The 16,335-nt window shown below is 67.1% G+C and carries 16 protein-coding genes; 6 read left to right on the top strand and 10 right to left on the bottom strand.

The window, feature by feature from the left end:
- Positions 1-157: 157 nt before the first annotated feature.
- The 4 genes from ABD154_RS00740 to ABD154_RS00725 all read right to left on the bottom strand — a co-directional run bounded on the left by ABD154_RS00740 (position 158) and on the right by ABD154_RS00725 (position 3,404).
- The gene (locus ABD154_RS00740) at positions 158-361 is read right to left on the bottom strand and encodes a cold-shock protein (protein WP_009376446.1); all 204 of its coding nucleotides are present in this window, start codon (positions 359-361) and stop codon (positions 158-160) included.
- A 278-nt stretch (positions 362-639) separates the two neighbouring features.
- Positions 640-1,299 (bottom strand): LytR C-terminal domain-containing protein, encoded by a 660-nt coding sequence (locus ABD154_RS00735; RefSeq protein ID WP_344249372.1) that lies wholly within the window; start codon positions 1,297-1,299, stop codon positions 640-642.
- A 3-nt stretch (positions 1,300-1,302) separates the two neighbouring features.
- Positions 1,303-1,569 (bottom strand): DUF3263 domain-containing protein, encoded by a 267-nt coding sequence (locus ABD154_RS00730; RefSeq protein WP_137826675.1) that lies wholly within the window; start codon positions 1,567-1,569, stop codon positions 1,303-1,305.
- 368 nt (positions 1,570-1,937) lie between these two features.
- A complete protein-coding gene (locus tag ABD154_RS00725) occupies positions 1,938-3,404 on the bottom strand; it encodes an aldehyde dehydrogenase family protein (RefSeq protein WP_198499580.1) in 1,467 nt (488 codons plus the stop codon).
- 236 nt (positions 3,405-3,640) lie between these two features.
- Here ABD154_RS00725 and ABD154_RS00720 point away from each other — a divergent pair, with 236 nt between their 5' ends.
- Positions 3,641-4,342, top strand: coding sequence for a uracil-DNA glycosylase (locus tag ABD154_RS00720; protein WP_344249368.1), 702 nt, complete (start codon positions 3,641-3,643; stop codon positions 4,340-4,342).
- A 66-nt stretch (positions 4,343-4,408) separates the two neighbouring features.
- On the opposite strand, the gene ABD154_RS00715 is transcribed toward ABD154_RS00720, so the two are convergent.
- A complete protein-coding gene (locus ABD154_RS00715; RefSeq protein ID WP_232623686.1) occupies positions 4,409-6,283 on the bottom strand; it encodes a threonine/serine exporter family protein in 1,875 nt (624 codons plus the stop codon).
- Positions 6,280-7,548: an amidohydrolase gene (locus ABD154_RS00710; RefSeq protein ID WP_198499582.1), complete on the bottom strand. Its 1,269-nt coding sequence runs from the start codon at positions 7,546-7,548 to the stop codon at positions 6,280-6,282. Before ABD154_RS00710 ends, ABD154_RS00715 begins: the two co-directional genes overlap by 4 nt.
- Positions 7,549-7,805: 257 nt before the next feature.
- On the opposite strand from ABD154_RS00710, the gene ABD154_RS00705 reads away from it, so the two are divergent.
- Both ABD154_RS00705 and ABD154_RS00700 read left to right on the top strand, forming a co-directional pair.
- Positions 7,806-8,687, top strand: a complete 882-nt coding sequence (locus tag ABD154_RS00705; protein WP_232623687.1) for an SGNH/GDSL hydrolase family protein — start codon at positions 7,806-7,808, stop codon at positions 8,685-8,687.
- Entirely contained in the window at positions 8,680-9,495 is an 816-nt protein-coding gene (locus ABD154_RS00700; RefSeq protein ID WP_198499583.1) for an alpha/beta hydrolase family protein, read from the top strand. The genes ABD154_RS00705 and ABD154_RS00700 overlap by 8 nt, the downstream gene beginning before the upstream one ends.
- Positions 9,496-9,601: 106 nt before the next feature.
- On the opposite strand, the gene ABD154_RS00695 is transcribed toward ABD154_RS00700, so the two are convergent.
- From ABD154_RS00695 to ABD154_RS00685, 3 genes are all read right to left on the bottom strand, one after another.
- Positions 9,602-10,501, bottom strand: coding sequence for a tryptophan 2,3-dioxygenase (locus ABD154_RS00695; RefSeq protein ID WP_198499584.1), 900 nt, complete (start codon positions 10,499-10,501; stop codon positions 9,602-9,604).
- A 97-nt stretch (positions 10,502-10,598) separates the two neighbouring features.
- Positions 10,599-11,057: a hypothetical protein gene (locus ABD154_RS00690; RefSeq protein WP_198499585.1), complete on the bottom strand. Its 459-nt coding sequence runs from the start codon at positions 11,055-11,057 to the stop codon at positions 10,599-10,601.
- Positions 11,054-12,178 (bottom strand): M4 family metallopeptidase, encoded by a 1,125-nt coding sequence (locus ABD154_RS00685; protein ID WP_198499586.1) that lies wholly within the window; start codon positions 12,176-12,178, stop codon positions 11,054-11,056. Before ABD154_RS00685 ends, ABD154_RS00690 begins: the two co-directional genes overlap by 4 nt.
- A gap of 165 nt (positions 12,179-12,343) precedes the next feature.
- On the opposite strand from ABD154_RS00685, the gene ABD154_RS00680 reads away from it, so the two are divergent.
- A complete protein-coding gene (locus tag ABD154_RS00680) occupies positions 12,344-13,714 on the top strand; it encodes an MFS transporter (protein WP_198499587.1) in 1,371 nt (456 codons plus the stop codon).
- A gap of 319 nt (positions 13,715-14,033) precedes the next feature.
- Here ABD154_RS00680 and ABD154_RS00675 read toward each other — a convergent pair whose 3' ends face one another.
- The gene (locus ABD154_RS00675; RefSeq protein WP_198500775.1) at positions 14,034-14,183 is read right to left on the bottom strand and encodes a helix-turn-helix domain-containing protein; all 150 of its coding nucleotides are present in this window, start codon (positions 14,181-14,183) and stop codon (positions 14,034-14,036) included.
- Between the two features lie 840 nt (positions 14,184-15,023).
- Between ABD154_RS00675 and ABD154_RS00670 the strand changes: the two genes are divergently transcribed.
- Complete coding sequence (locus ABD154_RS00670; protein WP_198499588.1) at positions 15,024-15,644, top strand: hypothetical protein; 621 nt, start codon at positions 15,024-15,026, stop codon at positions 15,642-15,644.
- Between the two features lie 57 nt (positions 15,645-15,701).
- Complete coding sequence (locus ABD154_RS00665; RefSeq protein WP_198499589.1) at positions 15,702-16,046, top strand: hypothetical protein; 345 nt, start codon at positions 15,702-15,704, stop codon at positions 16,044-16,046.
- The last annotated feature ends 289 nt before the right edge of the window (positions 16,047-16,335 follow it).

The raw sequence follows: 16,335 nt of genomic DNA, 5'->3' as shown, positions 1-16,335 counted from the left end.
CGGCGTCTTCTCGTTGCCGACCGTTCGGCGGTCGACGACGTTCAAACCACGTCGGAGCGAATGATCCGCAGCAGCTCGGGGATCGACGATCAGCGCAGACCGCCGTCCCGATGCTGCGACAGCCTCAGGCTCCCGACTCGGATGTGATCAGAGGCGATCAGAGGAGGGTGACGGATTCCGCCTGGGGACCCTTCTGTCCTTCTCCGACCTCGAACTCAACCTGCTGGCCCTCTTCGAGCGAGCGGTAGCCGTCCATCTGGATCGCGCTCCAGTGAACGAACACGTCCTGGCCATCGCCTTCGAGCGTGATGAATCCGTAGCCCTTTTCGGCGTTGAACCACTTGACGGTGCCTTGTGCCATTGCTTCTCCATAAAATGCAGTGTCATTTGAAATTCGCCCGACCCCACAGCTCAGTGGCGAAGAGCGAACGCTAGTAAACCTCAACAGACCCCGCGATTTCTCTCATTGACCTCTGGAGATTGATCTCGGTGAAGCACGATCAGAACACAAGGTGCAGTGCTTGCCTAGCTGGTAAAACTCTACCCCAGCGTGGTGCGCGTCTCAGGTTCGCTCAACACTGTTATCAATTCGTTACATTTGAATTCCAGCGGCGTTCACCCTGGTCAGTCGCGCAGTACTCAGCCCTCGCCGAGGCTGCCGTCCGTCGAATCGCCACCGGTCGTCCCAGCGCCGTCAGCGGCCGTCGTTCCACCGCCCTGGGCTCCCGACTCCTCGGTGCCGGCGGATTCGCCGCCGCTCGAGGCGGGTCCGCGCTGGGCGATGTCCGAGCAGATGAGCACCGTGAGGTCGGCGGTGAAGTCGTTCGACTGTTCGGTGGCCTCGATGCCGAGGGCATCGGCGACGAGCTGGGCCTGCGCCTCATCGGCGTCGTCGCGGTAGTAGACGACCGAGTCGCTGCGGGCCGTCGAGTAGTTGCCGACCTGGCCGACGGTCCAGCCCTCCTCCTCGACGACCGAGGAGAAGTCCCGCGCGACGCCGGAGACCCCGGAGCCGTTGAGGACGTCGACCGTGAGTGAGGAGTCGGCGACGCTGACTTCGCTCTCCGAGGGCGTCGGGGTCGCCGGCGCCGAGGTCTCCGGCGCGGGCTCGGCGACGTTCGACTCGGGATTGCGCATCGACGAGGTGATGATGTTGATGGCCGCGACGACGAGCAGCACGGCCACGAGGGCGAGAACGATGACGAGCACTATCGCGCCGACGTTCGACGAAGCGGCCGCCTCCTGGCGATGAGCTCCGCTGCGGCGGCCCGGTTCGATGTCGTCGTAGTCGTCAGCCATGTGTCACCTCGAGACGCGAGCCTGAGCGCGTTCGCTCTGGCGCGTGGTGCGGATGCGTCGCAGGCGCTTGACGAGCATGGGGTCGCTTGCGAGGGCCGCAGGATTGTCGAGCAGGGAGTTGAGAATCTGGAAGTAGCTCGTGGCGGACATGTCGAAGCGCTCGCGGATCGCGTGGTCCTTCGCTCCCCCGTACTTCCACCAGCGCCGCTCGAACTCCAAAACGGACACCTCGAGCTCACTCAGTTCAGAGGCGCCATCGTTCTGCGGCATAGGGGGTCTGCTCCTTCACGAGTTTTCTTTGAGCTTATGCTATCGGGAGAATGACACGGCTGTCATTCTCGGCACGCCCGCCTCCGCGCCGCAGCGAGCCGGCCGCACCGCCTTGTCACCACCGTGGGCACCGCGCGACCAGCGCTCATGCGCGATCACGGGGCAGTCTGCCCTGTCCGCTGCCCGCCCCCGACAAGCGCCGAGGCGGACGCTTCAGGGTCATGGACATCACATCGGTCGGTCGCCTCGGCGAGGTAATGACACGCCCGGACGCGACGGAGGGCAGGGGATCACTCCCCTGCCCTCCGTCAGTCACCGGCGCAGCCGAGCTGGCACCAGGCCGAGGCGGAGCACCCGGTTCTGGGCGCTCAGCGGATCCGGATGTTGACCTGCTTGATCTGCGTGAAGCCCTCGAGCATGCCCTCGAGCGAGGCCTCACGACCGAAGCCCGAGTTCTTCATGCCGCCGTAGGACTGTCCGGCCAGCTGCCCGCCGCCCTGGTTGACCTGGATCCAGCCGGACTCGATCCGGTCGGCCATCGTCAGCGCCGAATCGAGGTCCTTCGTGAAGACGTAGGCGGCGAGGCCGTACTCGTTCGTGTTGGCCATCGAGATGACCTCGTCGACGGTCTTCCACGGGATGACGGAGAGGACGGGACCGAAGATCTCCTCCTGGCTCGTCTGCCAGTCGTTCTGCGCCTTCGAGAAGATCACCGGCGCATGGTAGAAGCCGGGTTCGCCGACGTTGAGCTCGCCGTGGCCGTCGTAGGCGACCTCGACGCCGTCCATGCCCTTGCCGATCTCGATGTAGTTCTCGACCTGGTCGTACTGCTTCTGGTTGATGATCGCGCCGATGTCCGTCTCCTCGTCGCGCGGGTCGCCGACCTTCATCTTCGCCACCGCGGCGACGAGCTTCTCGAGGAACGAATCGTAGATGTCCTCGTGGAGGAAGAGGCGCGAGCCCATCGTGCACGACTGGCCCTGCCGGGCGAAGCGCGTCGAGAGGAGGACCTGCTCGACCGTGTCTTCGTCATCGGAGTCGGGGAAGATGATGTTCGGGCTCTTGCCGCCGAGCTCCATCGACGAATGCGCGAGGCGGTGGCCGGCGACTTCGGCGACGTGGCGGCCGACGTTCGTCGACCCGGTGAAGGAGAGCTTGTCGACGTCGGGGTGGACGTTGAGGGCCTCGCCGATGACCGAGCCCTTGCCGGTGACGACGTTGAGGACGCCGGGCGGGAGGATGTCGGCGATGAGCTCGGCCATCTTGAGGATGGTCAGCGGGGCGTCCTCGGCGGACTTGAGGACGATCGTGTTGCCGGCGGCGAGCGCGGCCGGGGTCTTGAACGCCGCGATCATCAGCGGCGAGTTCCACGGCAGGATGCCGGCGACGACACCGAGGGGCACGCGCTTCGTGTACTGGAACTGCTTGTCACCGGCCGGCAGGGTCGTGCCCTTGACCTCTCCGGCGACGCCGCCCATGTAGCGGAAGAGGTCGGCGAGGATGACGGTCTCGGGGCGCGCCTGGGTGCGGATCGCGTTGCCGGTGTCGAGCGCGGTGAGCTCGGCGAGCTCCTCCGACCCGGCCTCGAGGGCGTCGGCGCACTTGATGAGCAGCTTCTGCCGCTCCTTGAACGGCAGTCCCGCCCAGCCGGGGAACGCGGCGCGTGCGGCCTTGACGGCGCGGTCGGCGTCGGCCTCCTTGCCCTCGGGCACCGTGGCGATGACGACGTTGCGGTCGATGGGGGTGATGACGTCGTGCGTGCCTCCGTCGAGGGCGTCGACCCATTCTCCGCCGATGAGCATCTTCCAGGCCTTGGCCTCGGGGAATTCCGACATACTTCGCTGTCCTCTCGCCAGTCAGGGGTTCTTCGATGAACTCGCTGTCTCGAGCATAGCTGTGACACCGCCGGAGCTGAACGGCTGGGGTCTGCGCGATCGCGCACAGCCGATCTGCGCGCGGTGCACAGCCGGTCTGCGCGGTGGGGGCGGTCGGGCTGCGCGACGTGATCATCGTGACCAGCGACGGGGCGGGGATTCCCGGCGCCGAGACGGTCCTCGCTAGACTCGCGGACATGACCTCGACAGCGCAGCTGAGCACGATCATGTCCCCCGACTGGGCCGACGCCCTCGCCGACTCCGAGGCCGGGATCCACGCGATGGGCGACTTCCTCCGCGCCGAGATCGCCGCCGGCCGATCGTACCTGCCCGCCGGTGACGCGGTGTTCCGGGCATTCGCCGAACCGCTGTCCGAGGTCAAGGTCCTCATCGTCGGGCAGGACCCCTACCCGACTCCCGGCCATCCCATCGGGCTCTCCTTCTCCGTCGACCCCGAGGTCAGGCCCCTGCCGCGGTCCCTGACGAACATCTACAAGGAGCTCGCGGACGACCTCGGCGTGCCCCCGGCCGCCCACGGGGACCTGCGCGCCTGGTCGCGGCAGGGCGTCATGCTCCTCAACCGCGTCCTCACCGTCAGCCCCGGTCAGCCGGCCTCCCACCGCGGCAAGGGCTGGGAGGCGATCACCGAACGCGCGATCCGGGCGCTGGTCGCTCGCGACCAGCCGCTCGTGGCGATCCTCTGGGGTCGTGACGCCCGGAACCTCGCTCCCCTGCTCACCTCGGGCACCGCCGAGGTGGCGATCATCGAATCCGCGCACCCCTCACCGCTGTCGGCCTCGCGAGGGTTCTTCGGATCCCGGCCGTTCTCCCGGACGAACGACCTGCTCGCGCAGAAGGGCCTCGACCCCATCGACTGGCGACTGCCCGCACAGGCGTGAGGCGCGGCCGGCGTGACACGAAGTCCGCCGGGCATTGCCCGAACAGGCGTGACGCGGCGGCTGGGCTCAGCCCTGCGCCGGGCCGGTGTCCGTGCCGGTCGGCGTGTCCCCAGCGCGCACCGAATCGGCGACCTTCTCCGCCTTGCGGCCCTTGAGCGGCCGGGCGAGGTAGCTGCCGAGGACGGCGCCGACGGCGAGCGCGGCGTTGGCGAGGATCGCGGTGAACAGGGCTGAGAGACCGACGGCGAAGGAGGTCGTCTCCGTCTCCGCGACGATGCGGTAGACCGCGGTGAAGATCGAGAGCCCCTGGAGCAGGGTGTAGATCGCGGGAATCGTCAGCACGATCGCCGGCGCCCCGAGCCGCAGTGCGAGCGGCCGGGCGAGGAACCCGGCGACGGTCGCCGACAGGAGACTCGCGAGCACGTTGTCGAGGCCGAGCAGCGTCAGCGAGGTCATCGTGATGAACGAGGCGAGGCCGACGAACGCGGCGGGCAGGATGAACCGGCGGGAGGCCTGCATGCCCACGGCACCGGCCATCGCGACGATCGCGGCGGCGCCGAGGGAGACGATGACGGCGACGACGTGGACCCCGGAGCGGGGCACGAGGATCTCGATCGGCTGCATGCCCAGCGCCTGCCCGCACACGACCCCGAACGCCAGTCCCGACACGATGCCGGCGAAGGAGATGAACACCCCGACCAGGCGCCCGGCGGCGGTGAGCGGGAAGTTCGTCAGGGCGTCCTGGACTGCGGAGTAGAGGGCCTGGGTGGGCAGGAGGAGGACGATCGCGGCGGCGACGAGGTACTGCGGGGAGTCGATGAGTCCGAAGTTCCCCGCCGCCATCGCCACAAGGGTGCCGATCGCCGCCTGCAGCGCGGTGATGAAGAACGACGGCAGGCTCGTGCGGCCGATGAGCTTGCCGAGTTCGAAGATGAAGACGGCCATCGCGATGCCGAGGACGATCGCGATCGCACCCCCGCCGAGGAGGAGGACGAGGCTGCCGACCATCATCCCCCAGGCCCCGGTGACGAACCATTCCTTGAACGGCCGCCGCTGGGAGCGGATCGCGTCGAGGCGGCTGCGGGCCTCCATGAAGCCGATGCGGCCGTCGACGAGGTCGGAGACGAGCTTGTGGACGGAGGCGAGCTTCGCGTAGTGCGTCGACTCGCCGCGGTTGACCCGCATCACCGTCATCAGGCGCCCGTCGGAGGTCGAATAGTGGACGACGAGGGTGTTCGAGGTGAGGTCGATCTCCGCGGTCGCGAGTCCGCACGCCGTGCAGGCGGCGATGACGGAGACCTCGATGTCGTTCGTGCCGGCGCCGGCGCGCATCATGATCGCGGCGATGTCGGCGGCGAGGTCGAGGATCATCCGCGCCTCGTCCTCGCTCGGTTCGCTCGCCTGCACGGGCGCCTGGTACGGGGTGCCCTTGAGGGCGGTGATGATCGGCACCGGCTGGGTGTTGACCGAGGTGCCGGTGACGAGCCGGCCGACGGTGCGCCGGGCCACCCGCTGGGCGACCCGCTGGGAGGCGCCGAGGGTCGTGTCGGTGCGCGGCTTTCCGGGTTTCGGTCCGCGCGGCTTGGGTGCACCGGTGCTCTGGAGTTCGGCCAGACGCTGTGCGCGGGTGCGTTCGAGGAGTTCGCGCAGCGCCGTCGACCCGGTTTGGGTCTGCTCCCGGTTCCTCACCGGTCCCGTCGCCTGCTCCTGGTCGCGGACCACCTCGGCGCCCTGCCCCCGGTCGAGGGGGATGTCCGCGGTCGTCGCGTCCTCGGCCTCGGCGGCGGCCGCGGCGGATTCGACGATGACCTCGTAGGCGGTGACCTCGGTGGCCGTCGTCGTCGCCTCGACGGACACCTCGGCGGTCGTGGCCTCGTTCGCGTCGACCGGAGTCGCCTCGTCGGCTCCGTTCCCGGTGCGGTCAGGGGGCCTCTGCGTCACGGCTCGCTGATGAGAGTCGGGCCGAAGGGGTCGGCGACCTCGGCGGTGCCGGTGTCGGCGTCGAATGCGTAGACCCGGCGACCGTCGACGAAGACCTGCTCGGCCCGCGAATCGAGGTCGAGGGGATCACCGGACCACAGGACGAGGTCGGCGTCCCGGCCGGGAGCCAGCGAGCCGAGGCGGTCGTCGAGGCCGAAGATCGCGGCCGGGTTGATCGTCAGCGCCTCGAGGGCGACGACGGGGTCGAGGCCCTCCTTGACGGCGAGCGAGGCCTCGTGGATGAGGAAGTTGATGGGGATGACCGGATGGTCGGTCGTCAGCGCGATGCGCACCCCCGCCTCGGCGAGCGCCGCCGCGGTGGCAAGCGTCCGGTCGCGCAGCTCGACCTTCGACCGGCTCGTCATCAGGGGTCCGAGGATGACGTCGATGCCCTTCTCGGCGATGTAGTCGGCGATCTTGTGGCCCTCGGTGCCGTGGTTGATGACGAGCCGGTACCCGAATTCCTCGGACAGTCGGATCGCGGTGGCGATGTCGTCGGCGCGGTGGCAGTGCTGGTCCCAGGCGAGGGTGCCGTCGAGGACCGCGGCGAGGGTCTCGCTGACGAGGTCGCGTTCGAACGGGGTGCCCTCGGCTTCGGCATGGGCGCGTTTGGCCTGGTAGTTCTGCGCGTCGACGAAGGCGTCGCGGATGATCTTCGCGGTGCCCATCCGCGTCGACGGGGTGACCTTCTTGTCTCCGTAGACCCGCTTCGGGTTCTCCCCGAGCGCGGACTTCACCGAGAGGTCCTCGGTCACGAGCATCTCGTCGACGATCCGTCCCCAGGTCTTGACGAAGGCGGTGCGCCCGCCGATCGGGTTGCCCGATCCGGGTTTGATGAGCGCCGAGGTGACCCCTCCGCGCAGCGCGTCCTTGAAGCCGAGGTCGGCGGGGTCGATGCCGTCGAGCGCCCGCAGCCCGGCGCCGTTGGGGTCGGTCATCTCGTTCGTGTCGTCACCGGACCAGCCCTCGCCGTCCTCATGCACGCCGAGGTGGCCGTGGGCTTCGATGAAGCCCGGCAGCACCCAGCGGCCGGCGGCCTCGATGACCTCAGCACCCTCGGGGACCTCGACATCGGCGCCGACGGCGGTGATGACGCCGTCGGAGAGGACGATCGTGCCGGTCTCGATCGGTTCGGCCCGGGTGCCGTCGGCGTTCGCGATCGGCAGGATGCGGGCACCGGTGATGGCGACATCGTGGCGAGGGGGAACGGGGACCGAACGATACATCGTGCTCCTTCGACGGCGGTGGTTCGCGACGGGACGAGTCTACGCCACGAGGGGGTCCGCACACCGCCTGGACCATGCCGTCGATCGGAGTGCGCGGCGACCTCTGCGCGGGCGTGGGCCGCCGGCACAGACGACGTGCCGAGGCGGCACAGTCACCGTGTCGTCACCGCTCAGACTCCGCGGCTACTCACGGGTACACCTGGCCTGATCATGGGTATAGGTTGGACGCAGCGGATCAATGAGTCAAGGAGAGGGCGATGCTCGAGACCATCACTTCCTACGTCGCGATCGGCGACTCCTTCAGCGAGGGCCTCATGGACCCCGACCCCGACGGCACCCCCGATCGCTTCCGCGGCTGGACGGACCGCCTCGCCGAGCTCCTCGTCGACTCGCCGGCTGCCGGGCCCGAGCTCCTCTACGCGAACTTCGCGATCCGCGGCCGCCTGCTCCAGGGCGTCATCGACGAGCAGGTGCCGAAGGTCCTCGACCTCAAACCGGACCTCGTGAGCTTCTGCGCCGGCGGCAACGACTGCCTGCGCCCGCGCACCGACATCGACGGTCTCGCCAACCAGTTCGAGCGCGCCGTCATCGCGATGCGCGAGGAGGGCATCGAGGTCGTCATGGCCAACGGCTTCGACACCGAGACGATGTCGCCCCTGCTGCGGGCGGTCCGCCCCCGCGTCGGCGTCTACAACGCGCACCTGTGGACGATCGCGCAGCGCCACGGCTGCCACATGGTCGACGTGTGGGGGCTGCGTCCCCTCTACGCCGAGGACATGTGGGCCGAGGACAAGATCCACCTCTCCCCGACCGGTCACGACCTCGTCGCCCGGCAGGCGCTCGCGACGCTCGAGTCGGGGCATTCGCTGCCGACGACGGGGTTCGGGATGCCGCCGCGGACGCCGCGGACGACCCGCGAGGTCGTCGTCGAGGAGTCGAAGTGGGCGCGCGAGCACCTCGCCCCGTGGGTGGGCAGGCGCTTGCGCGGGGAGTCCTCCGGTGACAAGCTCTCCCCCAAGGTTCCCGATCTCTCGCCCGTCAAGCGCATCGTCGTCGATGAGGAGCACGTCGAGGGCAGGGACGTCGAGGTCGAACGCATCATCAGCGATGACGCAGTGAGTGAGGGCAGGAATGACTGAATCGACGAATCCGGGGTCGCCGGCACACCGCCCCACCGAGGATGAGCGCAGCGACGCCCTCGATGCCCTCGGCCAGACCCTCGGCACCGCACCGAACGTGGTCCGCCACGCCTATGGGGACGATGCCGACCAGTTCGTCGAGGTCCACGGGGACCCGGCGACCGCCTCGGCGGTGGTGATCTTCGTCCACGGCGGCTACTTCCGTCCCGACATCGACTTCGTCCATGCGCGACCGCTCGCCCAGGACCTGGCCGGTCGCGGTCTGCTCTGCGTGCTCGTCGAGTACGGGCGCATCGGCGGGCAGCCGCGCTGCCTCACCGACGTCACCGCCGCGATTCGGTTCGCCCAGGACGCGTTCGCGGCGTGGGGCGTGCCCGCTGCGGCGCGCGAGCGGCCCGTCGTCGCCGGTCATTCGGCGGGCGGCTGTCTGGTGCTCAGCTGGGCGAGCCACCTCGGCGAGGACGGCGCGGAGTTCCGTCTGCGTCCGCTCGCGCCGATCTCGGATCTGCTCCGGGAGGTCAACGACGGGCTCGCCGACGGCGCGGTGCTCGACTACATGGGGGCGCATCCCCAGGAGGATCTCGCGGCCTACCTGTGGCAGGATCCGCGGTCCCGGGCGGTGCTCATTCCGGCCCGCGCCAATGCGCACATCATCCACGGTGACGCCGACGGGATCGTCGCTGTGTCGTTCTCCGAGAACTATCCGGCGCCGCTGACGATTCTGCCCGGCGCCGATCACATGGACCTCGTCGACCCCGAGTCGTCGTACTTCCCGCAGGTGATCGAGCTCCTCCTCGCCGACCGCTGAGCAGCCGCCGTCCGGGTCTCCCCGTTCACACCAGCCACCGTCCGGGCGCTGAGCACGGTAGGGCTGTCCTCCGCGGCGCAGGGGTGCCGAGCGCCCGGAATGCAGCTCAGTGCTTCGGAGCCGTCTGCGTGCCCGGGCCGTTCTCGATGCCGGTGCGGATGTCGAAGAGCTCGGGGAAGAACGTGAGGTCGAGGGCCTTCTGGAGGAAGCCGACGCCGCTCGAGCCCCCGGTGCCGCGCTTCATGCCGATGATGCGCAGCACCGTGCGCATGTGGCGGTAGCGCCAGAACTGGAAGTTCTCCTCGAGGTCGACGAGCTCCTCGCAGCTCTCGTATTCGAGCCAGTACTCCTCCGGGTTCTCGTAGATGATGCGGAAGGTCTCGAGCAGCTCTTCGTCGAAGGTGTGCGCGACCGACACGTCGCGGTCGAGCACCCGCTGCGGGACCGGGAGTCCGCGGCGGGCGAGGAAGCGGAGGAACTCGTCGTAGACGCTCGGCTCCTCGAGGTACTGCCGCAGCACGGCCTGGGCCTCGGGTTCTGCGTCGAAGACCTTGAGCATGCCCTTGTTCTTGTTGCCCAGGAGGAACTCCACGGCGCGATACTGCCAGGACTGGAAGCCCGAGGACTGGCCGAGCTCGTCGCGGAATCCGACGTACTCGCTCGGCGTCAGGGTCGCGAGCACCGACCACTGCTCGGTGAGCGTCTTCTGGATGTGCTTGACCCGGGCGATGCGTTTGAGCGCGAGCTGCAGCTGGTCGGAGGCGATGAGCCGCCGGGCATCGAGGAGTTCGTGGATGACGAGCTTGAACCACAGCTCGGTCGTCTGGTGCTGGATGATGAAGAGCAGTTCGTCGTGGTGCTCGGGGCTGCTCACGGGGTGCTGAGCGCTGAGCAGATCGTCGAGGTCGAGGTACGACCCGTACGTCATCTGCTCCCGCAGGTCGGTGTGGATCTCGTCCTCGAGCGCGCGCTCGTTCTTCTCAGCCGTCGACGTGTCGTGTGTCATCCCACCAGCATGTCATGGGCGGGCGTCGGCCCTGCATCGGGTGGGTGTCCATCCCTCGCCGAGGTGGGCGGTGCGTCCCCTGGGTCCAGGTGTCCGGTCACTTCCCGCCGGGCGGGCGGCGTTCGGGTTCGGCGACGTCGCGGACGTGGTCGACGAGGTCCTTCCACTCCCCCGTCAGCTCCTTCTCCCCAAATCGGGCGTAGCCGAAGCGGCTCTCGATGAGGTAGACGTACCGGTCGGCCGACGAGGGCCCGGGTGCGGCCTGCCCGCCGGCGGCACTGCCTTGGGCGCCGGCACTGCCCCCGCTTCCCGAGTCACCGCCGTCGTCCCGGTGCGGCCAGGGCAGGTCGGCGACCCGTTCGCCGAGCTGCTCCGGCTGTGCGGTGGCATCGATGTTGAGATCCCAGACGAGGAGGAAGCCGCCGATCCCGCCGCTGCGTTCGACGAGGACGTGGCCGAAGCCGCGCTTGTCGGCACCACCGCCCTGTGCTGAGCCACCGCCCGGAGCCGAACCACCGTCGCCCGCTGCCCCGCCGGCAGCCGCCTCGGCGTTCACCAGCTGCTCCCGCGGTTGCCCCGCTGGGAGGCTCCGGTGTCGACGCCGACGGTCGTCCAGCCCTCGATGACGGCGTCGTGGACGTCGGAGCCCTCACCGAACTGCTCGGCAGCCTCGGCGACGGTGAGCGCTGCGAACTCGGCGAAATCCGTCTTCGTCGTGATGTCGGGACCGGTGAGCACGGCGTACCAGACGGGACCGACGGTCTCCCACGCCGGCCCGCCGAGGCTCGTCGCCGCGACCGCGAACGCGCGGTTGGGGATCCCGGAGTTGAGGTGGACGCCGCCGTTGTCGGACTCGGTGGTGACGAAGTCGTCCATGTGCGCCGGCTGCGGGTCCTTGCCGAGGACGTCGTCGTCGTAGGCGGTGCCGGGTTCGAGCATCGAGCGCAGGGCCTTGCCGGTGACCGCCTCGGTGAAGATGCCCGCGCCGATGAGCCACGTCGCGTCCTGCGCGGACTGCCCGGCCGCGTGCTGCTCCGTCAGCGCACCGAAGACGTCGGCGATGTGCTCGTTGAGGGCGCCGGGCTGGTCGAAGTACTCGAGGTCGGCGGTGTTCGTGATGACGCCGTGGCTGAGTTCGTGGCCGATGATCGACAGGGACCCGGTGAAGCTCGTGAACACTTCGCCGTCACCGTCGCCGAAGACGAGGAGGCGGCCGTCCCAGAAGGCGTTGTCGTAGTCCTGACCGTAGTGGACGCTGGCGATGAGCGGCATCCCGTTGTCATCGAGGGAGTCCCGGCCGAAGGCCTCGGAGAAGAGGACGTAGGAATCGCCGAGGCCGTCGTAGGCTTCGTTGACCGCCTCGTCGGCGACGGGAGCGTCCCCTTCGGCACGGGCGAGGACACCGGGGAGGTCCTCCTTGTTCTGGGCGTCGTGGACCTGGCGGTTCGGTCCCGACCCGGCGGCCTGCTGGTCGGCGCTGACGGTCCGCGCAGTGGCACCGTCTGAGGATGTGCGCAGCCCTTGGGCGCGGAGCTCACGGACCCGCTGGTCCTGGGCGAGGAAGGAGCGGGCGGCGACGGCGGCCTTGGGGAATTTCGTCGCGCCGTTCTCGGCGATGGCGTTGAGGAGGTAGGGCGGGACGACGGTGGACAGCGATGGCAGATCAGTGCGTGTCATGTGACCAGGCTCTCACTTCCGTCCGAGATTTCAATGGGAGTTGCCTCCACTGCGCAGCAACAGGGGTTGCCCCGGTGGGACCGGCTGGACCGCACCGCCGCGGCAGACCTGGCCACCACTCGACCGCCTCGGCGGGGGTGAGGACACCGGATCTACACTGACGACGTGCTCAAACCCATCCTCTGGCCGGTCCTCATCCCCTCGCTGCTCTTCGCGGTCGGGCTGGGGTCGATCCTCCCGGTCCTCGTGCTCGGGGCCCTGTCGCTGGGGGCGACGGCGGCGTTCGCGGCGGCGATCGTCGGGGTCATGGGGGCTGTCTCGCTCCTCGCCACGGTGCCGGCGGGGCTGCTCATCGACCGCCTCGGCGATTTCCGTGCGATGGTCGTCGCCACGCTCACCGCGATCGTCGTCCTCGGGGCCATCGTCGCCGCGTTCGTCTGGGAGTCGCCGGCCTCGCTCGTCGTCTACACCGTCGCGCTCATGCTCTTCGCCCCGGTCTCCGATGTGTGGAACCTGGCCCGGCAGGCCGTCGTCGCCGAGGTGATGCCCGCCGCCGATCTCGCGAAGGCGATGACGGCGCTCGGCGGGAGCATGCGGGTGGGCAATCTCCTCGGTCCGATCATCGGCGCCGGCCTCATGCTCGTCTTCCCACTGTGGTCGGTGTTCGTCTTCGCCGGGATCGCGGGACTCGCCGCGATCGGGGTGATGGCGCTGCCGATCGCGCGCATCCCCGACTACCCGGGCGCGCGGGTCGGCGGCACGGGCGGCGGCAGCACTGGGAAGGCGCAGGCACACACCGCCGAGGCGGTCGCCCAGGAGGCCAACTCCGCCGAGGCGGTGGCCCCGACCTCCGACGACCTCGCAGTCGGCGTCCCCTCCGCCCCGCCTCGGCGGGCACGGCTCGATGTGCGCTGGGGCGCGGTCATCCTCGTCGGGATCTCGATCATGACGCTGACGATCGCCCGGTCAGCTCAGCCGGTCGTCATCCAGCTGTGGGGCGTGACGATCGGACTGCATGAGTCGGAGATCTCACTGCTCATCGCGTTCGGCGCCGGGCTCGAACTCGTCTTCATGTTCCTCGGCGCCTACATCAAGGACCGTCTGGGCCGGGTCGCCACACTCGTCGCCTGCCTGACGATCTTCGGCTCCGGGTTCATCGTCATGGTCTGCGCGCCGAGCCTCATCGGCATGATCGTGTCCGTGGGCATCATGGCCGTCGGCAACGGCCTCGGAGCGGGGGTGAACATGACGATCGGGGCGGACCTCTCCCCCGCCGTCGGGCGCGCACGGTTCCTCGGCATCTGGGCGATCTTCTCCAACGGCGGCAAGCTCGCCGGGCCGACGCTCATCTCGCTCGTCATCGCGATCGCGTCCCTGCGCTTCGGGGTCCTGTTCACCGGTGTCTTCGCGATCGCCGGCGCGCTCTGGGTGCTCGTGTGGGCCCAGCGGATCGGGCTGCCCGGTCGCGCCGCCGGCCGAGAGCGTCGAGCGAGCCGGGACGACCGCCGCACCGCGCGCTCGTCGATGGGCGGGTGAGGGCGCGATCGCGCGAACACTGAAGGGCGGAGAGCGCTCAGGGGCGGCACCCGATTCCCCGAGTGCCGCCCCTGATGAATGAGCCCCCTGTCAGACTCGAACTGACGACCTTCGCTTTATAGGGCAGACTGTCCCTCATGGTTCTCTTTGGTTTGCATCGGTCGCCGTGTGACCTGCAATTATGCATGGTTTCAGGACTTGCGAGGAAGCCCCCCAGATGGCCCTGCGGCGACGAATCGAGCGCGATTCCGTGTCGTAACCGTGTCGTAACCTCGCTCAGACCAACGTCCCTCTGCGAAGACTGGCGACCCAAGGAGTTCTACCGATCGATATACCGGCGAAGTTCCTCCGGTGAGTATCGATACATGCCTCCTACAGCTATGGCAGGGAGATCGCCCCGCCCACGAAGTCGGTAGACATGCTGTACCGAACAATTCAGTATTTCTGCCACCTGTTTCGCAGTGAGCAAACGTTCGAGATTAATCAACTTGGCGTCCCTTCATTGCCCGAAATCCGACCTTCTTCATGTCGGTCGAGCCACTCGTTGACCGCAGACTGCCTTGTACCTCGCGTTCGCGGACGCCATGAGTCGCCAGCTTGAATCCACTTGGGGACACGATCACCGCCATCTCCGCGGTCAAGGGCACGATCCGCCTGAAGCCTAGATTTCGAGCAACCAATCTGCTCGGCCACCTCGTCATCGGAAAGTAGCCTCCTCACTTGCTTGCTCACCCGTCTTTCCTTAACACTGATTACGCGGCGCCAGGAGACAATCCGAGCTTCGAGTTGTTCAACGCTCGGCCCTCCCGGGGTGTAGGCGCGTTCCGCGGCTTCGCGGGGTGTGCCTTCCTGAAGGCGGCGGAACCCCTCTGCCAGGACACGACCGGCGTGCTGGATTGCTTCGTCGTAGGTGGTCAATTGGATCCTCCTGGTTCTTCTTCTATGCGGACCCTGCAACCTTGGACCACGGCACGGACACGAACCTTCTAGCTGTCACTAATTCAGCATGGCCTGGACACGTCTCAGCAGCTTCACACATCCAAGCGTGCGTTGATCGGTGTTGCAAGCTCAATCACCTGACGGAGGCAATCTCCCCGAACGTCGTCGAACATCTCATTTTGGCCACAGTATGGACTCCGGCCCACATTCTCCGACCAAGGAGAGATTTCTGCTGCTTAGTATCGGCTCACCCAACTCCGACGCTCGGTCGCACTGTCGCTTCCGAGGAGGGCCTATAAGAACGGGAAATGCAGTGAAACTATTCAAGACAGTCCTGGCCATCAGCGCTTCTTTGCTCCTAGTCGCTGGCATGACTTCACCAGTCGCCGCAGAAGAAGATGAGGACGCGCAAATCAGCACGTCCTCCATGCAGCAATACGAAGCTTGGGCCGAAAGAGTCGAGACCAGCGCATTGAACATGTCGGAAGAAGAACTCCTAAGACAAGCGAATGATTCTCGTGACTACGTCGAGACGACTGTGATGATCGGCGGCCAAGTCGCAGCCAGAAGCGCAGAGTCAGCCGAAGAGCAAAATGCCCGTTATGTCAAGTGCACTGCAAGAGTTGACAACCCGCATTATTCTTCGGGCGCTGGCGGAGCAATTTACAAGACTCGTTACAAGTGCGAGTCAAAGGGAGTGAACACCAAAGTCAGTTTGCGTGTCAAGGGGCTTTTAAGCTTGTATCCCGCTGCCAGCTCGAGCTCGAGGCCAGGAAAAGCTCAGAGCAGAGCATACAGTGATGCACGGATTACCGTCACGGCTAACACCGGACGGTATTCTACACCATACTACACTCCAGTTGTTGGCTCGAATGGCGGACGGGGCACGGGATTTTGGAATGCCACTAGTACCTGGATCATCACAAGCCACGCCTCTTTGTCGGGAAAGCGAACAGCTTCTCAATCGAAGAGCATCTGGAGGAAGATTTGATTCCTGGAAAATTGGTTCGGCAGTCAATATGACTCCGCTTAGCTGAGGCGATTATTGATGGAAAATCACGGCTTTCAATTGATCGACGAGCGCGATGTACGGCGCGAGGGAGAGGTTGACGCTTTTCGAGTGGCGTTCTGGCACGGCCAAGATGATGACTTGCAAGACCTCACCTCCGTCGCTGTTTTTGAATCCTCCGAGGCCACTCTTGATGAAACGTTGAGCTGGGCCAAGCGAGATCAGATTCCACCTCCGCGCCTCATCGAAATCTTTGCAATGGTCTGTTCGGGCACGAAAAAGGATAGTGTGCTAATCGCGAGGTATGATTCACGGCCCCCACTTGAGCCAGGTGAAACTCGCGACCTCGAATGGGTCGAAGGTGCTGCTTATCTGCATTCATGAACCTCCTCAAGTCCCGCTACTTGATGCGACTTGACCAATTAGCGGGACTTGAGCCGGGGTGGGCGCGCAGGGCAGGGCTCGGATCGTTGAGTTCTCGCCGTTGGCACCCCCATGAACCACTACGCACCACGGCGTATATGTGGGCAACTGTGGGCAAATTGTGGGCACGAGAACCTCACTCGTTGTCCCGCAGCAGTTCCGCCCGCCAGTACGGGTCGCCCTGATATCGGCTCTTGTCGAGGGTGCATCCGCGGAGGGTGACGATGTCGACAGTCGAAGGTTACGAAAG

Source organism: Brevibacterium sanguinis (assembly GCF_039528855.1).
Lineage (GTDB): Bacteria > Actinomycetota > Actinomycetes > Actinomycetales > Brevibacteriaceae > Brevibacterium > Brevibacterium sanguinis.
Note: the sequence above shows the minus strand (reverse complement) of the source record. Positions and strands in the feature narration are given on the sequence as shown.